2 protein-coding genes are annotated in these 19,392 nt (G+C 76.0%); both read left to right on the top strand.

Features of this window, described 5'->3' with window-relative positions:
- The first annotated feature begins 65 nt into the window (after positions 1-65).
- Positions 66-15,488, top strand: a complete 15,423-nt coding sequence (locus ACZ55U_RS08570; RefSeq protein ID WP_465523827.1) for an SDR family NAD(P)-dependent oxidoreductase — start codon at positions 66-68, stop codon at positions 15,486-15,488.
- The gene (locus ACZ55U_RS08565; protein ID WP_465523825.1) at positions 15,485-19,387 is read left to right on the top strand and encodes a type I polyketide synthase; all 3,903 of its coding nucleotides are present in this window, start codon (positions 15,485-15,487) and stop codon (positions 19,385-19,387) included. Before ACZ55U_RS08570 ends, ACZ55U_RS08565 begins: the two co-directional genes overlap by 4 nt.
- Positions 19,388-19,392 lie beyond the last annotated feature (5 nt).

Genomic DNA, 19,392 nt, shown 5'->3' with positions numbered 1-19,392 from the left:
ACCACCACCGCCGTCCACGCCCCGCACGCCAGGCCGAATCTTCCGCACAGAAGTGGCGACACTCGATGACCAACGATGACAAGCTGCTCGACTATCTCAAGAGGGTCACCGCTGACCTGGCCCAGACCCGGCAGCGGCTGCGCGACGTGGAGACCGAGGAGAAGGAGCCCATCGCCATCGTGGCGATGAGCTGCCGCTTCCCCGGTGGCGTCAGCACCCCCGAGGAGCTCTGGCGGCTGGTCGCCGACGGCACCGACGCCGTCACGGACTTCCCGCAGGACCGGGGCTGGGACGGCGACGCGCTCCTGGACCCCGACCCGGACGCCTCCGGGAAGAGCTACGTGCTGAAGGGCGGCTTCCTGCACGACGCCGCCGACTTCGAGCCGGACTTCTTCGGCATCTCGCCGCGCGAGGCGCTGCTGATGGACCCCCAGCAGCGGCTGCTCCTGGAGGTGGCCTGGGAGGCGCTGGAGCGCGGCGGCATCGCGCCGGACTCGGTGCGCGGCGCCCGGATCGGGGTGTTCGCGGGCACCAACGGCCAGGACTACCGCGACGTGCTGGCCAAGCTCCCGAAGGACCCGGAGGCGGCGCTCGGCACCGGCGTGCTGGCGGCGGTGATGGCCGGCCGGATCTCCTACACCCTCGGCATGGAGGGGCCCGCCGTCACCATCGACACCGCGTGCTCCTCGGCCCTGGTGGCGCTGCACCTCGCGGTGCAGGCGCTGCGCCAGCGCGAGTGCACGCTGGCGCTGGCCGGCGGCGTCTCGGTGATGTCCACCCCGGGCGCGTTCATCGCCTTCAGCCGTCAGCGCGGGCTCTCCCAGGACGGCCGGTGCAAGTCCTTCGCCGAGGAGGCGGACGGCACCGGCTGGGGCGAGGGCGCCGGCATGCTGCTGCTGGAGCGCCTGTCCGACGCCCGGCGCAACGGGCACCGGGTGCTGGCCGTGGTGCGCGGCTCCGCCGTCAACCAGGACGGCGCGTCCAACGGGCTGACGGCCCCCAACGGGCCCTCGCAGCAGCGGGTGATCCGTCAGGCGCTGGCCGGCGCCGGGCTGTCCACCGGTGACGTGGACGTGGTGGAGGCGCACGGCACCGGCACCACGCTGGGCGACCCGATCGAGGCCCAGGCGCTGCTGGCCACCTACGGCCAGGGCCGTACGGCGGACCGGCCGCTGTGGCTGGGCTCGATCAAGTCGAACATCGGCCACACCCAGGCCGCGGCCGGTGTCGCGGGTGTGATCAAGATGGTCGAGGCGATGCGCCACGGCGTGCTGCCCAAGACCCTGTTCGCGGAGCAGCCGTCCAGCAAGGTGGACTGGACGGCCGGCGAGGTCAAGCTGCTCACCGAGGCCCGGGACTGGCCGGAGGTCGACCGCCCGCGCCGGGCCGGCATCTCCTCCTTCGGCGCGAGCGGCACCAACGCCCACACCATCATCGAGCAGGCCCCCGCCGAGGAGGCCGTCGAGCGCGAGCCGCGCCGGGCGCCCTCGACCATCCCGTGGCTGGTCTCCGGGCGCACCCCCGAGGCGCTGCGCGCGCAGGCGCTGCGGCTGGCCGCCGTGGCGGACACGCTGGACCCGGTGGACGCCGGCTTCTCGCTGGCCACCACCCGGACCGCCCAGCAGTACCGGGCCGTGGTGCTCGGCCGGGACGGCGAGCAGCTGCGCAGCGGCCTGGCCGCGCTGGCCGAGGGCGCCCCCGGGGTGCTCAAGGGCCGGACCGTCAAGGGCCAGACGGCCTTCCTGTTCACCGGTCAGGGCTCCCAACGCCCTGGTATGGGGCGGGAGTTGTACGAGGAGTTCGAGGCGTTCCGGCAGGCCTTCGACGAGGTCTGCGGGCACTTCGACGAGGGGCTCAAGGACCTCGTCTTCGGCACCGACGCCGAGCCGCTGAACCGTACCGCCACCACCCAGGCCGCGCTCTTCGCCGTGGAGGTGGCGCTGTTCCGGCTGGTGGAGTCCTGGGGCCTGCGGCCGGACTACCTGGCGGGGCACTCGATCGGTGAGATCGCGGCCGCGCACGTGGCGGGGGTGCTGTCGCTGGCGGACGCCTGCCGGCTGGTCGCGGCGCGGGGCCGGCTGATGCAGGCGCTGCCCGAGGGCGGTGCGATGGCAGCGGTGCGGGCGACTGAGGCCGAGGTGCTGCCGCTGCTGACCGAGGGCGTGGGCATCGCGGCGGTCAACGGGCCGAGGGCGGTGGTGGTCTCGGGCGTCGAGTCCGAGGTGCTGCGGGTCGCCGGGTCCTTCGAGAAGACCAAGCGGTTGCGGGTCAGCCACGCCTTCCACTCGCCGCTGATGGAGCCGATGCTGGCCGAGTTCCGCGCGGTGGTGTCGGGCCTGGCGTACGGGCGGGCGACCGTTCCGGTGGTCTCCAACGTCACCGGCGCACTGGCGACCGAGGAACTGGCGGACCCGGAGTACTGGGTGCGCCACGTCCGCGAGGCCGTGCGCTTCCACGACGGTGTCCGGGCCCTGGAGGCCGCGGGCGTCACCCGCTTCCTGGAGCTGGGCCCCGACGCCGTGCTGACCGCGATGGCCCGCGAGTGCCTGGACTCCGAGGACGCCGTGCTCGCCGCCGCCACCCGGCGCGAGCGCTCCGAGCCGGAGACCCTGCTCACCGCGCTCGCCCAGCTGCACATCGGCGGCTGCTCGCCCGACTGGGGCACCCTGTTCCAGGGCGCCGCCCGGGTCGACCTGCCCACCACCGCCTTCCAGCGCAGCCGCTTCTGGGTGGACGTCCCGGCCTCGGCCGGCGACGTCACCTCCGTCGGCCTGGACTCCACCGAGCACCCGCTGCTGGGCGCGGCCACCATGCTGGCCGACTCCGACGGCGCGGTGCTCACCGGGCGGCTCTCCGTGCGCACCCACCCGTGGCTGGCCGACCACGTGGTCGGCGACCGGGTCGTGGTGCCCGGCACCGCCATGGTCGAACTGGCCATCCGGGCCGGCGACCAGGTCGGCTGCGGCCACCTGGAGGAGCTGACCCTGGAGGTGCCGCTGGTCCTGCCCGAGCAGGACGGCATCCGGGTGCAGGTCACCGTCGGCGCCCCCGACGCGGCCGGCAGCCGTACGGTGAGCGTCTACTCGCGCGCCGAGAGCGCGTCCGCCGAACAGCCGTGGACCCTGCACGCCTCCGGCCTGCTCGGCCAGGCGCCCGCCGGCACCGGCGAGCGCCTCACCGAGTGGCCGCCGGCCGGCGCGCAGGAGCTGGAGACGGCCGGCCTCTACGAGCGGCACGCCGCCTCCGGCCTGCACTACGGCCCGACCTTCCAGGCCCTGCACGGCGCCTGGCAGCGCGGTGACGAGCTGTTCGCCGAGGTCCGCCTCGCCGAGCGCCCGGCCGCCGACGCGGGCCGGTTCGGCCTGCACCCGGCCGCCTTCGACGCCGCGCTGCACGCGCTCGCCCTGCTCGGCGACGGCTCCGACGACGAGACCGCCCGGCTGCCCTTCATGTTCTCCGGCGTCTCGCTGCACGCCGTCGGCGCCTCGGTGCTGCGGGTGCGGCTGCGCGCCACCGGAACGCACTCCTTCGCCGTCGACCTCGCCGACGCCACCGGCGCCCCGGTCGCCTCGGTGGCCTCGCTGGCCTCCCGGCCGCTGACCAACCTGCGCCGGCCGCAGGGCCCCGCGAACGACGCGCTGTTCCGGCTCGGCTGGAGCCCCGTCCAGCTGGCCGAGGCGGCGGACGAGACCGACCACCGGGTGCTGCACAGCGTGCCCGGCACCGACGCCCAGGCCGTACGGGCCGCCGTCCACGCGGCGCTGGCCGCCGCCCAGGACGAGGACCCGCGCCCGCTGCTGGTGGTCACCCGCGGCGCGCTCTCGATCGCCGGCGAGCAGGTCGCCGACCTGGCCGGCGCCGCGGTGTGGGGCTTGCTGCGCTCGGCGCAGTCGGAGAACCCCGACCGCTTCACGCTGCTCGACCTCGACGAGGACGCCGACGCCGAGGCGCTCGCCGCCGCCGTCCTCGCCTCCGGCGAGCCGCAGCTGGCGATCCGCGCCGGGGCCGCCCACGCGGCCCGGCTGGCCGCCGCCGAGCCGGGCAGCGAGGACGCGGCCGAGCTCGACCCCGAGGGCACCGTGCTGCTCACCGGCGCGACCGGCGGCCTCGGCCCGGTGCTCGCCCGCCACCTCGTCACCGCCCTCGGCGCGCGCCACCTCCTGCTGCTCAGCCGGCGCGGCGGCGCCCAGGAGCTGAGCGCCGAACTCACCGAGCTCGGCGCCCGGGTCACCGTCCGGGCCTGCGACGTGGCCGACCGCGCCGCGCTCGCCGAGGTGCTGGCCGAGATCCCGGCCGCCCACCCGCTCACCGCCGTGGTGCACGCCGCCGGCCTGCTCGACGACGGCGTGGTCGCCTCGCTGACCCCCGAGCGGATCGACGCCGTGCTGCGGCCCAAGGTGGACGGCGCGCTCAACCTGCACGAGCTGACCGCGGACGCCCCGCTGCGCGCCTTCGTGCTGTTCTCCTCCGTCGCCGGGCTGGTCGGCGCACCCGGCCAGGGCAACTACGCGGCGGCCAACGCCTTCCTGGACGCGCTGGCCGCGCACCGCCACGCGCTCGGCCTGCCCGCCCTCTCGCTGGCCTGGGGCCCCTGGGCGCCGGTCGGCGGCATGACCAGCAGCCTGGAGGAGGCCGACCGGGCGAGGATCTCGCGCGGCGGCATGACCGAGCTGTCCGCCGAGGACGGCGTGGCGCTCTTCGACCTGGCCCGGGCCACCGGGGCGGCGGCGCTGGCCCCGGTGCGGCTGAACCTCGCGGCGCTGCGCCGCCAGGGCGCCGCGCTCGCCCCGGTCTTCCGCTCCCTGGTGGGCCGCACCGTGCGCCGCGAGGCGGCGGCGGCCGCCGGCTCGGAGTTCTCCTTCGCCGACCTGATGGCCGAACTCGGCGAGCAGGAGCGGGCGGACGCCCTGCTCCAGCTGGTCCGCGCGCAGGTCGCGGCCGTGCTCGGGCACGCCTCCGCGGAGGCGATCGACCCGGGCCGGGCCTTCCAGGACCTCGGCTTCGACTCGCTGGCCGCCGTCGAACTGCGCAACGCCCTCACCGCCGAGACCGGCCACCGGCTGCCCGCCACCCTGGTCTTCGACTACCCGTCGCCCGAGGCGCTGGCCGGCTACCTGGCCACGCAGTTCAGCGGCGTCAAGTCCGGCCCGCGCAAGGCCACCCGGGCGAGCAGCGCCCGTACCGACGAGCCGATCGCGATCGTCGGCATGGCCTGCCGCTACCCGGGCGGGGTCACCTCGCCGCAGGGGCTGTGGGACCTGGTGATCGGGGAGACCGACGCGATCAGCTCCTTCCCGGACAACCGGGGCTGGGACATCGACCGGATCTACGACCCGACCCGCGAGCGCCCCGACACCAGCTACGTCCACGAGGGCGGGTTCCTGCACGACGCCGACGCGTTCGACGCCGGGTTCTTCGGGATCTCGCCGCGCGAGGCGCTGCTGATGGACCCCCAGCAGCGGCTGCTGCTGGAGAGCTCCTGGGAGGCGCTGGAGGGCGCCGGGATCGACCCGGTCTCGCTCAAGGGCAGCCGCACCGGCGTGTTCGCCGGCGTGATGTACCACGACTACTTCGGCGCGTTCGGCAGCGGCAGCATCGTCTCCGGCCGGGTGGCCTACACCCTCGGACTGGAGGGCCCGTCGCTGTCGATCGACACGGCGTGCTCCTCCTCGCTGGTGGCGCTGCACCTCGCGGCCCAGTCGCTGCGCGGCGGCGAGTCCACCCTCGCCCTGGTCGGCGGCGTCGCGGTGATGTCGACCCCGGATCCGTTCGTGGAGTTCAGCCGGCAGGGCGCGCTCGCCCCCGACGCGCAGTGCCGCCCGTTCGCCACCGGCGCCGGCGGCACGGTCTGGGGCGAGGGCGTCGGCGTCCTCGTCCTGGAGCGGCTCTCGGACGCCGAGCGCAACGGGCACCGGGTGCTGGCCGTGGTCCGGGGCACCGCCGTCAACCAGGACGGTGCCTCCAACGGCCTGACGGCCCCCAACGGGCCCTCCCAGCAGCGGGTGATCGAGCAGGCCCTGGCCAACGCCGGGCTGTCCACCGGCGACGTCGACGTGGTGGAGGCGCACGGCACCGGCACCACGCTGGGCGACCCGATCGAGGCCCAGGCGCTGCTGGCCACCTACGGGCAGGACCGCCCGGCCGACCGGCCGCTGTGGCTGGGCTCCATCAAGTCCAACATCGGCCACACCCAGGCCGCCGCGGGCGTCGCGGGTGTGATCAAGATGGTCCAGGCGATGCGCCACGGCGTGCTGCCCAAGACCCTGCACGTGGACGAGCCGTCCACCCACGTGGACTGGGAGGCCGGCGAGGTCCGGCTGCTGACCGAGGCCCGGGAGTGGCCCGAGGCCGGGCGTCCGCGCCGGGCCGGCGTCTCCTCCTTCGGGATCAGCGGCACCAACGCCCACGCCATCATCGAGGCCGTCCCCGAGCCCGCCGCCGAAGCGGCCGCCGAGCCGGCCGCCGAGCAGCCGGAGACCACCGCCCCCTGGCTGCTCTCCGCGAAGTCCAAGGCGGCGCTGCCCGCCCAGGCCGAACGGCTGCTGGCCCTCGTGGACGCCGATCCGCACCTCGCCCCCGCGGACCTGGCCCACGCCCTGGCCACCACCCGGTCCCACTTCGAGCACCGCGCGGCCATCACCGGCGCGGACCGCGCCGAACTGCGCGACTCGCTGGCCGCACTGGCCGAAGGGCGCACCGCCCCCGGCCTGGTCGAGGGCACCGCCACCGGCTCCCGCCCCGTCCTGGTCTTCCCCGGCCAGGGCTCCCAGTGGCAGGGCATGGCCACCGAACTGCTCGCCGCCTCATCGGTGTTCGCGGCCGCGATGGCCGAGTGCGCCGCCGCCTGCGCGCCGTTCACCGACTGGGACCTGCTGACCGAGCTGAACGGCCCGCTGGACCGGGTGGACGTCGTCCAGCCGCTGCTCTGGGCCGTCATGGTCTCGCTGGCACGGACGTGGACCTCCCACGGGGTGCGCCCCGCCGCGGTGATCGGGCACTCCCAGGGCGAGATCGCCGCGGCCGTGGTCGCCGGAGCGCTCTCCCTGGAGGACGGCGCCAGGATCGTCACCCTGCGCAGCCAGGCCATCGCCCAGGACCTGTCCGGCGGGGGCGGCATGATGTCGGTCGCGCTGCCCGTCGACCAGGTGGAGGAGCGGCTCGCCGCCTACGACGGCCGGCTGTCCGTCGCCGCGCGCAACGGCTCCGGCTCGGTCGTGGTCTCCGGCTTCGTGGACGCGCTGGACCGCCTCCAGGCCGAGCTCAAGGACGAGGGCGTCCGGGTCAAGCGGCTGCCGGTGGACTACGCCTCGCACTCCGCGCAGGTCGAGTCGATCCGCACCAGGCTGCTGGAGACCCTCGCGGACGTCTCGCCGCGCCCCGCCGAGGTGCCGTTCTACTCGACCGTCACCGGCGAGCCGATCGACACCACGGAGCTGAACGCCGAGTACTGGTACACCAACCTGCGCCAGACCGTGCTCTTCGAGCAGGCCGCCGCGGCGGCGGTCGCCAAGGGCCACGGCGTGTTCATCGAGTGCAGCCCGCACCCGGTGCTCACCGTCGGCCTCCAGGAGACCTTCGACGGCGTCCGGGCGCTGGGCTCGCTGCGCCGCGAGGAGGGCGGCCCGGCCCGGTTCGCCGCCGCGCTCGGCGAGGCCTTCACCCACGGCGTCACGGTCGACTGGCGGACGGTCTTCGGAAGCCCGCGACCGCGCCGCGTCGAGCTGCCGACCTACGCCTTCCAGCACGAGCGGTTCTGGCTGGACAGCGTCTCCGGCAACGCCGACGTCACCTCGGCGGGCCTCAACCGGACCGAGCACCCGATGCTCAGCGCGGCGATGACCCGCGCCGACACCGACGGCACCGTCCTCACCGGCCGCCTCTCGCTCGGCACCCACCCGTGGCTGGCCGACCACGTGGTCGGCGGGGAACTGCTGTTCCCCGGCACCGGCTACCTCGAACTGGCCCTCCAGGCCGCCGACCAGGTCGGCCTGGACCGGGTCGCAGACCTCACCCTGCACGCCCCGCTGGTCTTCCCCGAGCACGGCGCGGTGCAGCTCCAGGTGGTGGTCGGCGCGGCCGAGGAGGCGGGCCGCCCGGTCGGCGTCTACTCCCGCCCCGAGAGCGAGGGCGACGAACTGCCCTGGACCCGGCACGCCGACGGCATGCTCGCCACCGGCGGCGCCCCGGCCGGCCCGGAGCTCACGGTCTGGCCGCCCACCGGCGCCGAGCCGATCGACCTCGACGGGCTGTACGAGCAGCTCGCCGAGGCCGGACTCGGCTACGGCCCCGCCTTCCAGGGCCTGCGCGCCGCCTGGCGCCTGGGCCCGGAGGTCTACGCCGAGGTGTCCTTCGCCCAGCAGGTGGACGGCTACGGCCTGCACCCGGCGCTGGCGGACGCCGCCCTGCACACCGTCGGCCTGACCGGCGTCGCCGAGGACGAGGCGCTGCTGCCGTTCGCCTGGAACGAGGTGCGGCTGCACGCGACCGGCGCCAAGGACCTGCGGGTGAGGGTCCGGCCGCTGGAGCAGGCCGGCGCGGTGGAGCTGACCCTCGCCGACGCCGGCGGCGCGCCGGTGGCGAGCGTCGGCTCGCTCGCCCTGCGCCCCATCCCGGCCGAACAGCTCGCCGCCGCCGCCAAGTCGGCGCGGGCCGGCTCGCTCTACCGGGTGGAGTGGATCGCCGCGCCGACCCCGGCCGTCGACCCCGCCCACCGGCCGGTGGTGCTGCGCAGCCCGGCCGGCACCGGCGCGGACGAGGTCCGGGCCGCCGTCCACACCGTCCTCGGCCAGCTGCGCGAGCACCTGGCGGGGGAGTCCACCGTGCTGGTGGCCACCGGCCCCGACCTGGCCGGCGCCGCGGTGGCCGGACTGGTCCGCTCGGCGCAGTCCGAGAACCCGGACCGGATCGTCCTGGTCGAGCTGGACGAGGACCCCGCCTCCGAGGCGCTGCTGCCCGCGGCCACCGCCGTGGGGGAGGCGCACCTGGCGATCCGCGAGGGCGCCGTCCGGCTGCCCCGGCTGGTCCGGGCCGAACCGGCCGCCGAGCCGGAGCCGCTGGAACTCGACCCGGCCGGCACCGTCCTGCTGACCGGCGCGAGCGGCGCCCTGGGCACCCTGATCGCCCGCCGGCTGGTCACCGAATGGGGCGTGCGGCACCTGCTGCTGCTCAGCCGCCGCGGCGCCGACCCCGAGCTGGTCGCCGAGCTGACCGCCCTCGGCGCCGAGGTCACCGGAGCCGCCTGCGACGTCGCGGACCGCGAAGCGCTCGCCGAGGTGCTGGCCGCGATCCCCGCCGAGCACCCGCTGACCGGCGTGGTGCACGCGGCCGGGGTGCTCGCCGACGGCGTGCTCTCCTCGCTGACCGCCGAGCGGCTGGACACCGTGCTGCGCCCCAAGGTGGACGCGGCCTGGAACCTGCACGAGCTGACCGCCGGCCTGGACCTCGGGGCGTTCGTCCTGTTCTCCTCGGCCGCCGCCACCCTCGGCTCGCCCGGACAGGCCAACTACGCCGCCGCCAACGCCTTCCTGGACGCCCTGGCGGTCCACCGCCAGGCGCTCGGCCTGCCGGGCCAGTCGCTGGCCTGGGGTCTGTGGGCGCAGGCCAGCGGGATGACCGGCACGCTGGACGACACCGACCTGTCCCGGATCTCCCGGGGCGGCGTGGCGGCCCTGGCCACCGACGAGGGCCTGGAGCTCTTCGACGAGGCGCTGCACTCCCGGCTCCCCGCCGTGCTGCCGATGAAGCTGGAGCCGGCCGGACTGCGGGCCCAGGGCGACGCCCTGTCGCCGCTGTTCCGCGCCCTGGTGCGCTCCCGGCGCCAGGCCGTCTCCGGACAGCCCGCCGCCGGCGCCGATTCGCTGCGCGGCCGGCTGGCCGCCCTGGCCGAGGCCGAACGCGGGCCCGTCCTGGTGGAGTTGGTGCGCACCCAGGCCGCCTCGGTGCTCGGGCACCGCTCGGCCGACGCGGTCGAGGCGCACAAGGCCTTCCGCGAGCTGGGCTTCGACTCGCTGGCCGCGGTCGAGCTGCGCAACGGCCTGGCGGCGGCCACCGGGCTGCGCCTGCCGGCCACCCTGGTGTTCGACTACCCCAACCCGCGCGAGCTGGCCGGCTACCTGCTCGACCAGCTGGTCGGCAACCTGGCGGCCGCGCCGGTCAAGGCCGCCGCCACCACCGGAGCCGACGACGAGCCGATCGCGATCATCGCGATGAGCTGCCGCTACCCCGGCGGCGTCAACTCCCCCGAGGACCTGTGGAAGCTGGTCGTCGGCGAGGTGGACGCCATCGGAGAGTTCCCCACCGACCGCGGCTGGGACCTGGAGTCGCTCTACGACCCGACCCTGGACCGCCCCGGCACCAGCTACGCCAAGCACGGCGCGTTCCTGTACGACGCGGGCGACTTCGACGCCGACTTCTTCGGCATGGACCCGGAGGAGGCGCTGGTCACCGACCCGCAGCAGCGCGTCCTGCTGGAGACCTCCTACGAGGCGCTGGAGCGGGCCTCCATCGACCCGGCCTCGCTGCGCGGCAGCTCCACCGGGGTGTTCGCCGGCCTGATGTACCACGACTACTTCGAGAGCTACGGCTCCGGCAGCGTGGTCTCCGGCCGGGTGGCGTACACCCTCGGCCTGGAGGGCCCGACGCTGACGGTGGACACCGCCTGCTCCTCCTCGCTGGTCGCGCTGCACCTCGCGGTGCAGTCGCTGCGCCAGGGGGACTGCACCCTGGCCCTGGCCGGCGGCGTGACGGTGATGGCCACCCCGGGGACCTTCGTCGAGTTCAGCCGCCAGCGCGGCCTGTCCCGCGACGGGCGCTGCCGCCCGTTCGCGGATGCCGCCAACGGCACCGGCTTCGGCGAGGGCGCGGGCGTCCTGCTGCTGGAGCGCCTCTCCGACGCCCGCCGCAACGGCCACCAGGTGCTGGCCGTGGTGCGCGGCACCGCGATGAACCAGGACGGCGCCTCCAACGGCATCACCGCCCCCAACGGCCCCGCCCAGCAGCGGGTGATCCGCCGGGCGCTGGCGGCGGCGGGCGTCTCCGGCGGCGAGGTCGACCTGGTCGAGGCGCACGGCACCGGCACCACGCTGGGCGACCCGATCGAGGCCCAGGCCCTGATCGCGACGTACGGCAGCGAGCACACCGAGGAGCGCCCGCTCTGGCTCGGCTCGATCAAGTCGAACATCGGGCACACCCAGGCCGCGGCCGGTGTGGCCGGCGTGATCAAGACGGTCCAGGCGATCCGTCACGGGGTGCTGCCGAAGACCCTGCACGTGGACGAGCCGTCCCGGCACGTCGACTGGACGGACAGCCACGTCCGGCTGCTCACCGAGTCCCGGGAGTGGCCCGAGTACGACCACCCCCGCCGGGCCGGGATCTCCTCGTTCGGGATCAGCGGCACCAACGCCCACGTGGTGATCGAGGCCGCGCCCGCCGAGGAGGGCGTGGAGGAGGCCGTCGCGGCTCCGGACCACCAGGTCCCGCTGCTGCTCTCCGGCCACGGCCCGCAGGCGCTGCGCGACCAGGCCGGGCGGCTGCTGGCCCACCTGGAGGAGCGCGACGGGCTCGATCCGCGCCTGGTCGCGGCGGCGCTGGCGACCGCCCGCGGCCACCACGCCCACCGCGCCGCGGTCAGCGGCGCCGACCGGGACGAACTGCTGCGCGGCCTGCGGTCGCTGGCCGAGGGCCAGGCCTCGCCGGCCGTGGTGCTGGGCGCCGCGGCGGCCGGCCGCACCGCGTTCCTCTTCTCCGGCCAGGGCTCGCAACTGGTCGGCATGGGCGAGGAGCTGGCGGAGGCCTTCCCGGCCTTCGCGGCCGCCTTCGCGGAGGTCTGCGAGCAGCTGGACCCGCTGCTGGAGCGGCCGCTGCGCGAGGCGCTGTCCTCGGCCGAGCTGCTGGACCGCACCGAGTACACCCAGCCCGCCCTGTTCGCGCTCGAAGTCGCGCTGTTCCGGCTGCTGGAGTCCTGGGGCGTGCGCCCGGACCTGCTGGCCGGGCACTCCATCGGCGAGTTCGCCGCCGCCCACGTCGCCGGGGTCTGGTCGCTGGCGGACGCCGCCCGGCTGGTCGCCGCGCGCGGCCGGCTGATGCAGGCGCTGCCCGCCGGCGGCGCGATGGTGGCGGTCAAGGCCACCGAGGCCGAGATCGAGCCGCTGCTGAGCGACCGGGTGAGCATCGCGGCGGTCAACGGCCCGAGCTCCGTGGTGGTCTCCGGCGAGGCCGGGGCCGTCCGGGCGATCGCCGGACGCTTCGAGCGCAAGCGGGAGCTGACGGTCAGTCACGCCTTCCACTCGCCGCTGATGGAGCCGATGCTCGACGAGTTCCGCGAGGTCGCCGCCGGGCTGGAGTACCACCCGCCGCGGATCGCGATCGTCTCCACCCTGACCGGCGCCCGGGCCACCGAACAGGAGCTGTGCTCGCCGGAGTACTGGGTGCGCCACGTGCGCGAGGCGGTGCGCTTCGCCGACGGCGTACGGGCGCTGACGGAGGCCGGCGCGCGCCGGTTCGTCGAGATCGGCCCGGGCGGGGTGCTGACCGCGCTGGCCGCCGAGAACCTGACCGAGGAGCAGAGCGCCGAGGCCGCCCTGATCCCGCTGCTGCGCAAGGACCGGCAGGAGCCGGCGGCGGTGCTCACCGCCCTGGGCGCCCTCCACGTCCACGGCGTGACGGTGGACTGGGCGCGGCTGCTGCCGGCCGGCGTGGCCGTCGACCTGCCGACGTACGCCTTCCAGCGCCGCCGGTACTGGATGGCGAGCGAGCCGGCGGGCTACCGGGCGACGTCGGACCACCCGCTGCTGGGCAGCGCGGTGGACCTCGCGGACGGCGAGGGCACGCTGTTCACCGGAAAGCTCTCGCTCCAGAGCCACCCCTGGCTCGCCGACCACGCGGTCGGCGGGGTGGTGCTGCTGCCCGGCGCCGCCTTCGTCGAGATGGCGCTCGCGGCCGGCGCGGACCTCGGGGCCGGCGCCGTCGAGGAGCTGACCATCGCCGAACCCCTGCTGCTGCCCGAGCAGGGCACCGTCCGCCTCCAGTGCGCGGTGCGTCCGGCCGAGGCCGGCACCTGGACCTTCCAGGTGCACTCCCGCACCAGGGACGACGGACCGTGGACCGCGCACGCCACCGGTCTGCTGCGGGCCGCCTCGGCCCCCGAGCCCGGCACCGCGCAGGCCTGGCCGCCGGCCGGCGCCGAGGCGCTCGACCTGGCCGGGACCTACGAGGACCTGGCCGAGCTGGGCGCCGAGTACGGCCCGCTCTTCCGGGGCCTCAAGGCCGCCTGGCGGCTGGCCGACGAGGTCTTCGCCGAGGTCGAACTCCCGGTGGAGGCCGACCGGTTCGGCATCCACCCGGCCCTGCTCGACGCCTCGCTGCACGCGATCGGCCTGCGGGCCGGCGCGGAGCGGAGGATGAGCCTGCCGTTCGCCTGGAGCGGGGTGGAGCTGTACGCGGTCGGCGCGCGGGCGCTGCGGGTGCGGATCAGCCCGGCCGGAGCGGACGCGGTGCGGATCGAGCTGGCCGACGGGGCCGGCGCCCCGGTGGCCCGGGTGGAGTCGCTGGTGCTGCGCGAGGTCGCGGTGGACCGGCTGGCGACGGCCGGCGGCACCGACTCGCTGTTCGCCCTGGAGTGGACCGGCATCACCGCCGGCCAGGCGCCCTCGGGCGGCCACTGGGCGGTGCTCGGCACCCACCGGCGGCGCCTGCTGGACGCCCTGGCGGCGCGGGTCGCCACCGTCAGCACGGTCGCCGACCTCGACGAACTCGCCGCACTGGCCGACCCGGTGGACGTCCTGGTGCTGCCCTGGGCGGGCGGCGACGAGCCGCGGGCCGTCCACGAGGGCCTGGCCGCGCTGCTCGGCCGCCTCCAGTCCTGGCTGGCCGACGAGCGGTTCGCCCGGGCGACGGCGGTCGTGGCGACCAGCGGCGCGGTCTCGCGCTCCGGCGAGGACGTCACCGACCTCGCCGCCGCCGCGGCCTGGGGACTGATCCGCACCGCCCAGTCGGAGAACCCCGACCGGATCGTGCTGGTCGACCTGGACGACCACGACGCCGACGACGCGGCGGACCCGGGCTGGCACCTGCTGCCGGCCGCCGTCGCCAGCGGCGAGGCGCAGCTCGCGGTGCGGGCGGGCGCGCTCGGCGCGCCGCGGCTCACCAGGGCGGCGAAGGCCGTGCTGGACGCCCCCGTCGAGTGGCGCGGCCGGGTGCTGCTCACCGGCGGCACCGGGGCGCTGGGCCGCCTGGTGGCCCGCCACCTGGTCACCGCGCACGGGGTGGAGAGCCTGCTGCTGCTCAGCCGGCGCGGCGAGGCGGCGCCCGGCGCCACCGAGCTGCGGGCCGAACTGACCGGCCTGGGCGCCGAGGTGACCATCCTGGCCTGCGACCTGGCCGACCGCGAGGAACTGGCCGGCGTGCTGGCGCGGTACCCGGTCTCCGCGGTGGTGCACTCCGCCGGCGTGCTGGACGACGGGACGCTCGCCTCGCTGACGCCCGAGCGGCTCTCCGCGGTGCTGCGCCCCAAGGTGGACGCGGCCTGGAACCTGCACGAGCTGACCAAGGACCGGGAGCTGTCGGCGTTCGTCCTGTTCTCCTCGGCGGCCGGCCTGCTCGGCAGCCCCGGGCAGGCGAGCTACGCCGCCGCCAACGCCTACCTCGACGGCCTGGCCCTGCACCGCAGGGCGGTCGGCCTGCCGGCCACCTCGCTGGCCTGGGGCGCGTGGTCGGGCAGCGGCGGCATGGCGGACCGCCTCGGCGAGGCGGACAGCCGCCGGATGGCCCAGTCCGGCGTGGGCAGCCTCACCGAGGAGGCCGGCCTGGCGCTGTTCGACGCCGCGGTCGGCCGGGCGGAAGCCGTCCTGATGCCGGCCCAGCTGGACCTGGCGGCGATGGCCCAGGGCAACCGGGTCCCGCCGCTGCTCGGCCGGCTGGTGCGCTCCTCGTCCTCGCGGCGGGTGGCGCAGGCGGCCTCCACGGCCTCGGCCGCGCTGCGGCGCAGCCTGGCCGAACTGGCCGGCCCGGAGCGGATCGCGCTCCTGCTCGACCTGGTCGGTGCCCAGGCGGCCGGGGTGCTCGGGGTTGCCGAGGTCGCTCTGGACCGGGCGTTCAGCGAGCTGGGCTTCGACTCGCTGACGGCGGTGGAGTTCCGCAACCAGCTCAACGAGGCCACCGGGCTGCGGCTCTCGGCCACGCTGATCTTCGACTACCCGAGCCCGACGGTGCTGGCCGAGCACCTGGACGCCGAACTGGCTCCGGCCGAGGACGCCGCGGGCGAGGGGCAGGAGGCGGCCGTCCGCCGGGCGCTGGGCGCGATCCCGCTGGCCCGGCTGCGGGACGCCGGACTCCTGGACAGCCTGCTCGAACTGGCGGGGCTCCAGGCCGAGTCCGCCGCCGGGGCGACGGACGAGGACGGCGAGGGCGGCGAGTCGATCGACGCGATGGACATCGAGAGCCTGATGAACCTGGCCCTCGACGACCTCGGCGGACAGGAGGAGGAGCTGTGACCGGGACCCCGGACGCCAGGATGGTCGAGGCCCTGCGGGCCTCGCTGAAGGAGACCGAGCGGCTGCGGGAGCAGAACCGCAAGCTCACCGCGACCCTGCGCGAGCCGATCGCGATCGTGGGCATGGCCTGCCGCTACCCGGGCGGGGTCACCTCGCCGCAGCAGCTCTGGGAGCTGGTGACGGAGGGCGGGGACGGCATCACGCCGTTCCCCACCGACCGGGGGTGGGACGCCGACCTCCACGATCCTCGGCCGGGCCTGGAGGGCAAGTCCTACACGGCCGAGGGCGGGTTCCTGCACGACGCCGGGGCGTTCGACGCGGGGTTCTTCGGGATCTCGCCGCGCGAGGCGCTGGTGATGGACCCCCAGCAGCGGCTGCTGCTGGAGAGCTGCTGGGAGGCACTGGAGGGCGCCGGGATCGATCCGGTCTCGCTGAAGGGCAGCCGCACCGGGGTGTTCGCCGGGGTGATGTACCACGACTACTTCGGCGCGTTCGGCAGCGGCAGCATCGTCTCCGGCCGGGTGGCGTACACCCTCGGTTTGGAGGGGCCGACGCTGTCGATCGACACGGCGTGCTCCTCCTCGCTGGTGGCGATGCACCTGGCGGCGCAGTCGCTGCGCGGCGGCGAGTCCACCCTGGCGCTGGCCGGCGGGGTGACGGTGATGGCCTCGCCGGGCACCTTCGTGGAGTTCAGCCGCCAGCGCGGGCTCTCCCCGGACGGCCGCTGCCGGGCGTTCGCCGAGAGCGCGGACGGCACCGGCTTCGCCGAGGGCGTCGGTGTCCTGGTGCTGGAGCGGCTCTCGGACGCCCGGCGCAACGGGCACCGGGTGCTGGCCGTCCTGCGGGGCTCGGCCGTCAACCAGGACGGTGCGTCCAACGGGCTGACGGCTCCCAACGGGCCGTCGCAGCAGCGGGTGATCCGTCAGGCGCTGGCCAGTGCCCGGCTGTCGGCCGCGGACGTGGACGTGGTGGAGGCGCACGGCACCGGCACCACGCTGGGTGACCCGATCGAGGCCCAGGCGCTGCTGGCCACCTACGGGCAGGACCGCCCGGCGGACCGGCCGCTGTGGCTGGGCTCGGTGAAGTCGAACATCGGGCACACCCAGGCCGCGGCGGGCGTGGCGGGTGTGATCAAGATGGTCGAGGCGATGCGCCACGGCGTGCTGCCGAAGACCCTGCACGTGGACGAGCCGTCCGGCAAGGTGGACTGGGAGGCCGGCGAGGTCAGGCTGCTGACCGAGGCGCGGGAGTGGCCCGAGGCCGGGCGTCCGCGCCGGGCCGGTGTCTCCTCCTTCGGCATCAGCGGCACCAACGCCCACGTCATCCTGGAGCAGGCCCCGGCCCCGGCCGCCGCCGATCGGCCCGAGCCCGACCCGGCGCCGCCGGTGGCCCTGTGGCCGCTGTCCGCCCGCACCCCGCAGGCGCTGGCGGCCCAGGCCGGGCGGCTGCGGGCCTTCGCCGCCGACCGCCCCGAGCAGGCGGTGGGCGCGGTGGCCAGGTCGCTCGGCACCGAACGCGCCGTCTTCGAGCACCGGGCCGCCGTCATCGGCCCGGACCGCGAGCGGCTCCTCGACGGGCTGGGGCGGCTGGCCGCCTCGGAGAGCGCGCCGTCGGTGCTGAGCGGCCGGGCCCGCACGGGCGCCAGGACGGCCTTCCTGTTCACCGGGCAGGGCGCCCAGCGGCTCGGGATGGGCGCCGAACTGCGGGCCCACCACCCGGTGTTCGCCGAGGCCTTCGACGAGGTGAACGAGCGGCTCGGGGTCGGCACCGCCGAGGTGCTGTTCGGCACCGACCCGGCGGCGGTCGACCGGACCCTGTACGCGCAGACCGGGCTGTTCGCGTTCGAGGTGGCGCTGTTCCGGCTGGTGGAGTCCTGGGGCCTGCGGCCGGACTACCTGGCGGGGCACTCGATCGGTGAGATCGCGGCCGCGCACGTGGCGGGGGTGCTGTCGCTGGCGGACGCCTGCCGGCTGGTCGCGGCGCGGGGCCGGCTGATGCAGGCGCTGCCCGAGGGCGGTGCGATGGTGGCGGTGCGGGCGACCGAGGCCGAGGTGCTGCCGCTGCTGACCGAGGGCGTGGGCATCGCGGCGGTCAACGGGCCAAGGGCGGTGGTGGTCTCGGGCGTCGAGTCCGAGGTGCTGCGGATCGCCGGGTCCTTCGAGAAGACCAAGCGGTTGCGGGTCAGCCACGCCTTCCACTCGCCGCTGATGGAGCCGATGCTGGCCGAGTTCCGGGAGGTCGCGGCCTCTCTGTCGTACGGGCGGGCGACCGTTCCGGTGGTCTCCAACGTCACCGGCGCACTGGCGACCGAGGAACTGGCGGACCCGGAGTACTGGGTGCGCCATGTGCGGGAGGCGGTGCGGTTCGCGGACGGTGTCCGGGCGCTGGAGGCCGCGGGGGTGACCAGGTTCGTGGAACTGGGCCCCGACGCCGTCCTGACCGGACTCGCGCGGGAGAACACCCAGGCGGAGGACGCGGTGTTCGTCCCGCTCGGCCGCAGGCTCGGCTCGGAGAGCGCCACCCTGCTGACGGGAGTGGCCGAGCTCCACGTCGACGGCCTGTCTCCCGACTGGCGGGCGGTCTTCCCCGGCACCGAGCGCGCGGACCTGCCCACGTACGCCTTCCAGCACCAGCGGTACTGGCTGGCGGCCGACGTCCCGCTGACCGTCGGCGCGCTGGACGTCCCCGACCAGCGGGCCGAGGAGGCCGGGGCGGCGCCGCTGCGCGAACGCCTCGCCGGGCTCGACGAGGCCGAACAGCAGGCGCTGCTGGTCGAGTTGGTCCGCAGCCGGGCCGCCGCCATCCTCGGCCACGCCGACGCCGAGGCGATCGAGGCACAGGCCGGCTTCCTGGAGTCCGGGATGGACTCGGTCTCCGGTACGGAGCTGCGCGGCGCGCTCTCCGCGGCCACCGGGCTGGCCCTGTCCGCCGGGGTGGTCTTCGACCACCGCACCCCGGCCGACCTGGCCGCCCATCTGCGGGCCGAGCTGGCCCGCGGCGGCTCCGCGCCCGCCGAGCTGGCCGCCGAGCAGCCCGCCGAGCCGGCCGCCGGCGGCGCCGCCGAGGACCTGGAGTCGATCAGCGGACTGCTGCGCCGGGCCGCCGCCGAGGGCCGGATGATGAAGGGGATGGCGCTGCTCGACGCGGTCGCCGAGATCCTGCCGGCCTTCTCCTCGGCGGCCGAACTGGGGCACCTGGCCGATCCGGTCCGGCTGGCCCAGGGGGAGCGGGGCCCGAAACTGATCTGCTTCCCCTCCCCGATGGCCCTCGGCGGCGCCCACCAGTACGCCCGGTTCGCCTCGCACTTCCGCGGCCGCCGCGAGGTGGTGGTGCCGCCGGTGCCGGGCTTCGGACCGGGGGAGGCGCTGCCGCGCTCGGTGGACGCGGCGGTCGAGGTCTTCGTCGACGGCGTGCTGGCCGCGGCGGCGGGGGAGCCCTTCGTCCTGGTCGGCTACTCCTCCGGCGGCCAGTTCGCGCACGCCACCGCCGAGGTGCTGGAGAAGGCGGGCACCCCGGCCGCCGGCGTCGTCCTGCTGGACACCTACCTGCCCGACGGCGAGGGCCAGGACGAGCTCTGGCCGCAGATGTTCCGGGGCATGCTGGACCGGGAGTCCTCCTTCGGGCGGTTCAGCGCCGCCCGGCTCGCCGCGATGAGCCGCTACAGCGACCTGATCACGGACTGCCTGCCGGGCGCGCTGTCGGCCCCGGTGCTCTTCGTGCGCCCGCAGCGGTCCTTCACCGACGCGCCGGGCACCGAGGACTGGCGCGCCTCGTGGAGCGGCGAGCACGAGCTGCGGGAGGTGCCCGGCACCCACTTCACCATCCTGGAGGAGTCGGCACCGGACGCCGCCGCGGCGGTCGACGCCTGGCTCTCGGGCCTGGAGGACGCGGAGAGCTGAACCAC

The organism is Kitasatospora sp. NPDC034533, from assembly GCF_055575155.1.
Note: the sequence above shows the minus strand (reverse complement) of the source record. Positions and strands in the feature narration are given on the sequence as shown.

Bases quoted from the DNA above. Each gene is read 5' to 3' on its own strand.
- ACZ55U_RS08570 (WP_465523827.1), top strand. From the start codon at position 66: ATGACCAACGATGACAAGCTGCTCGACTATCTCAAGAGGGTCACCGCT.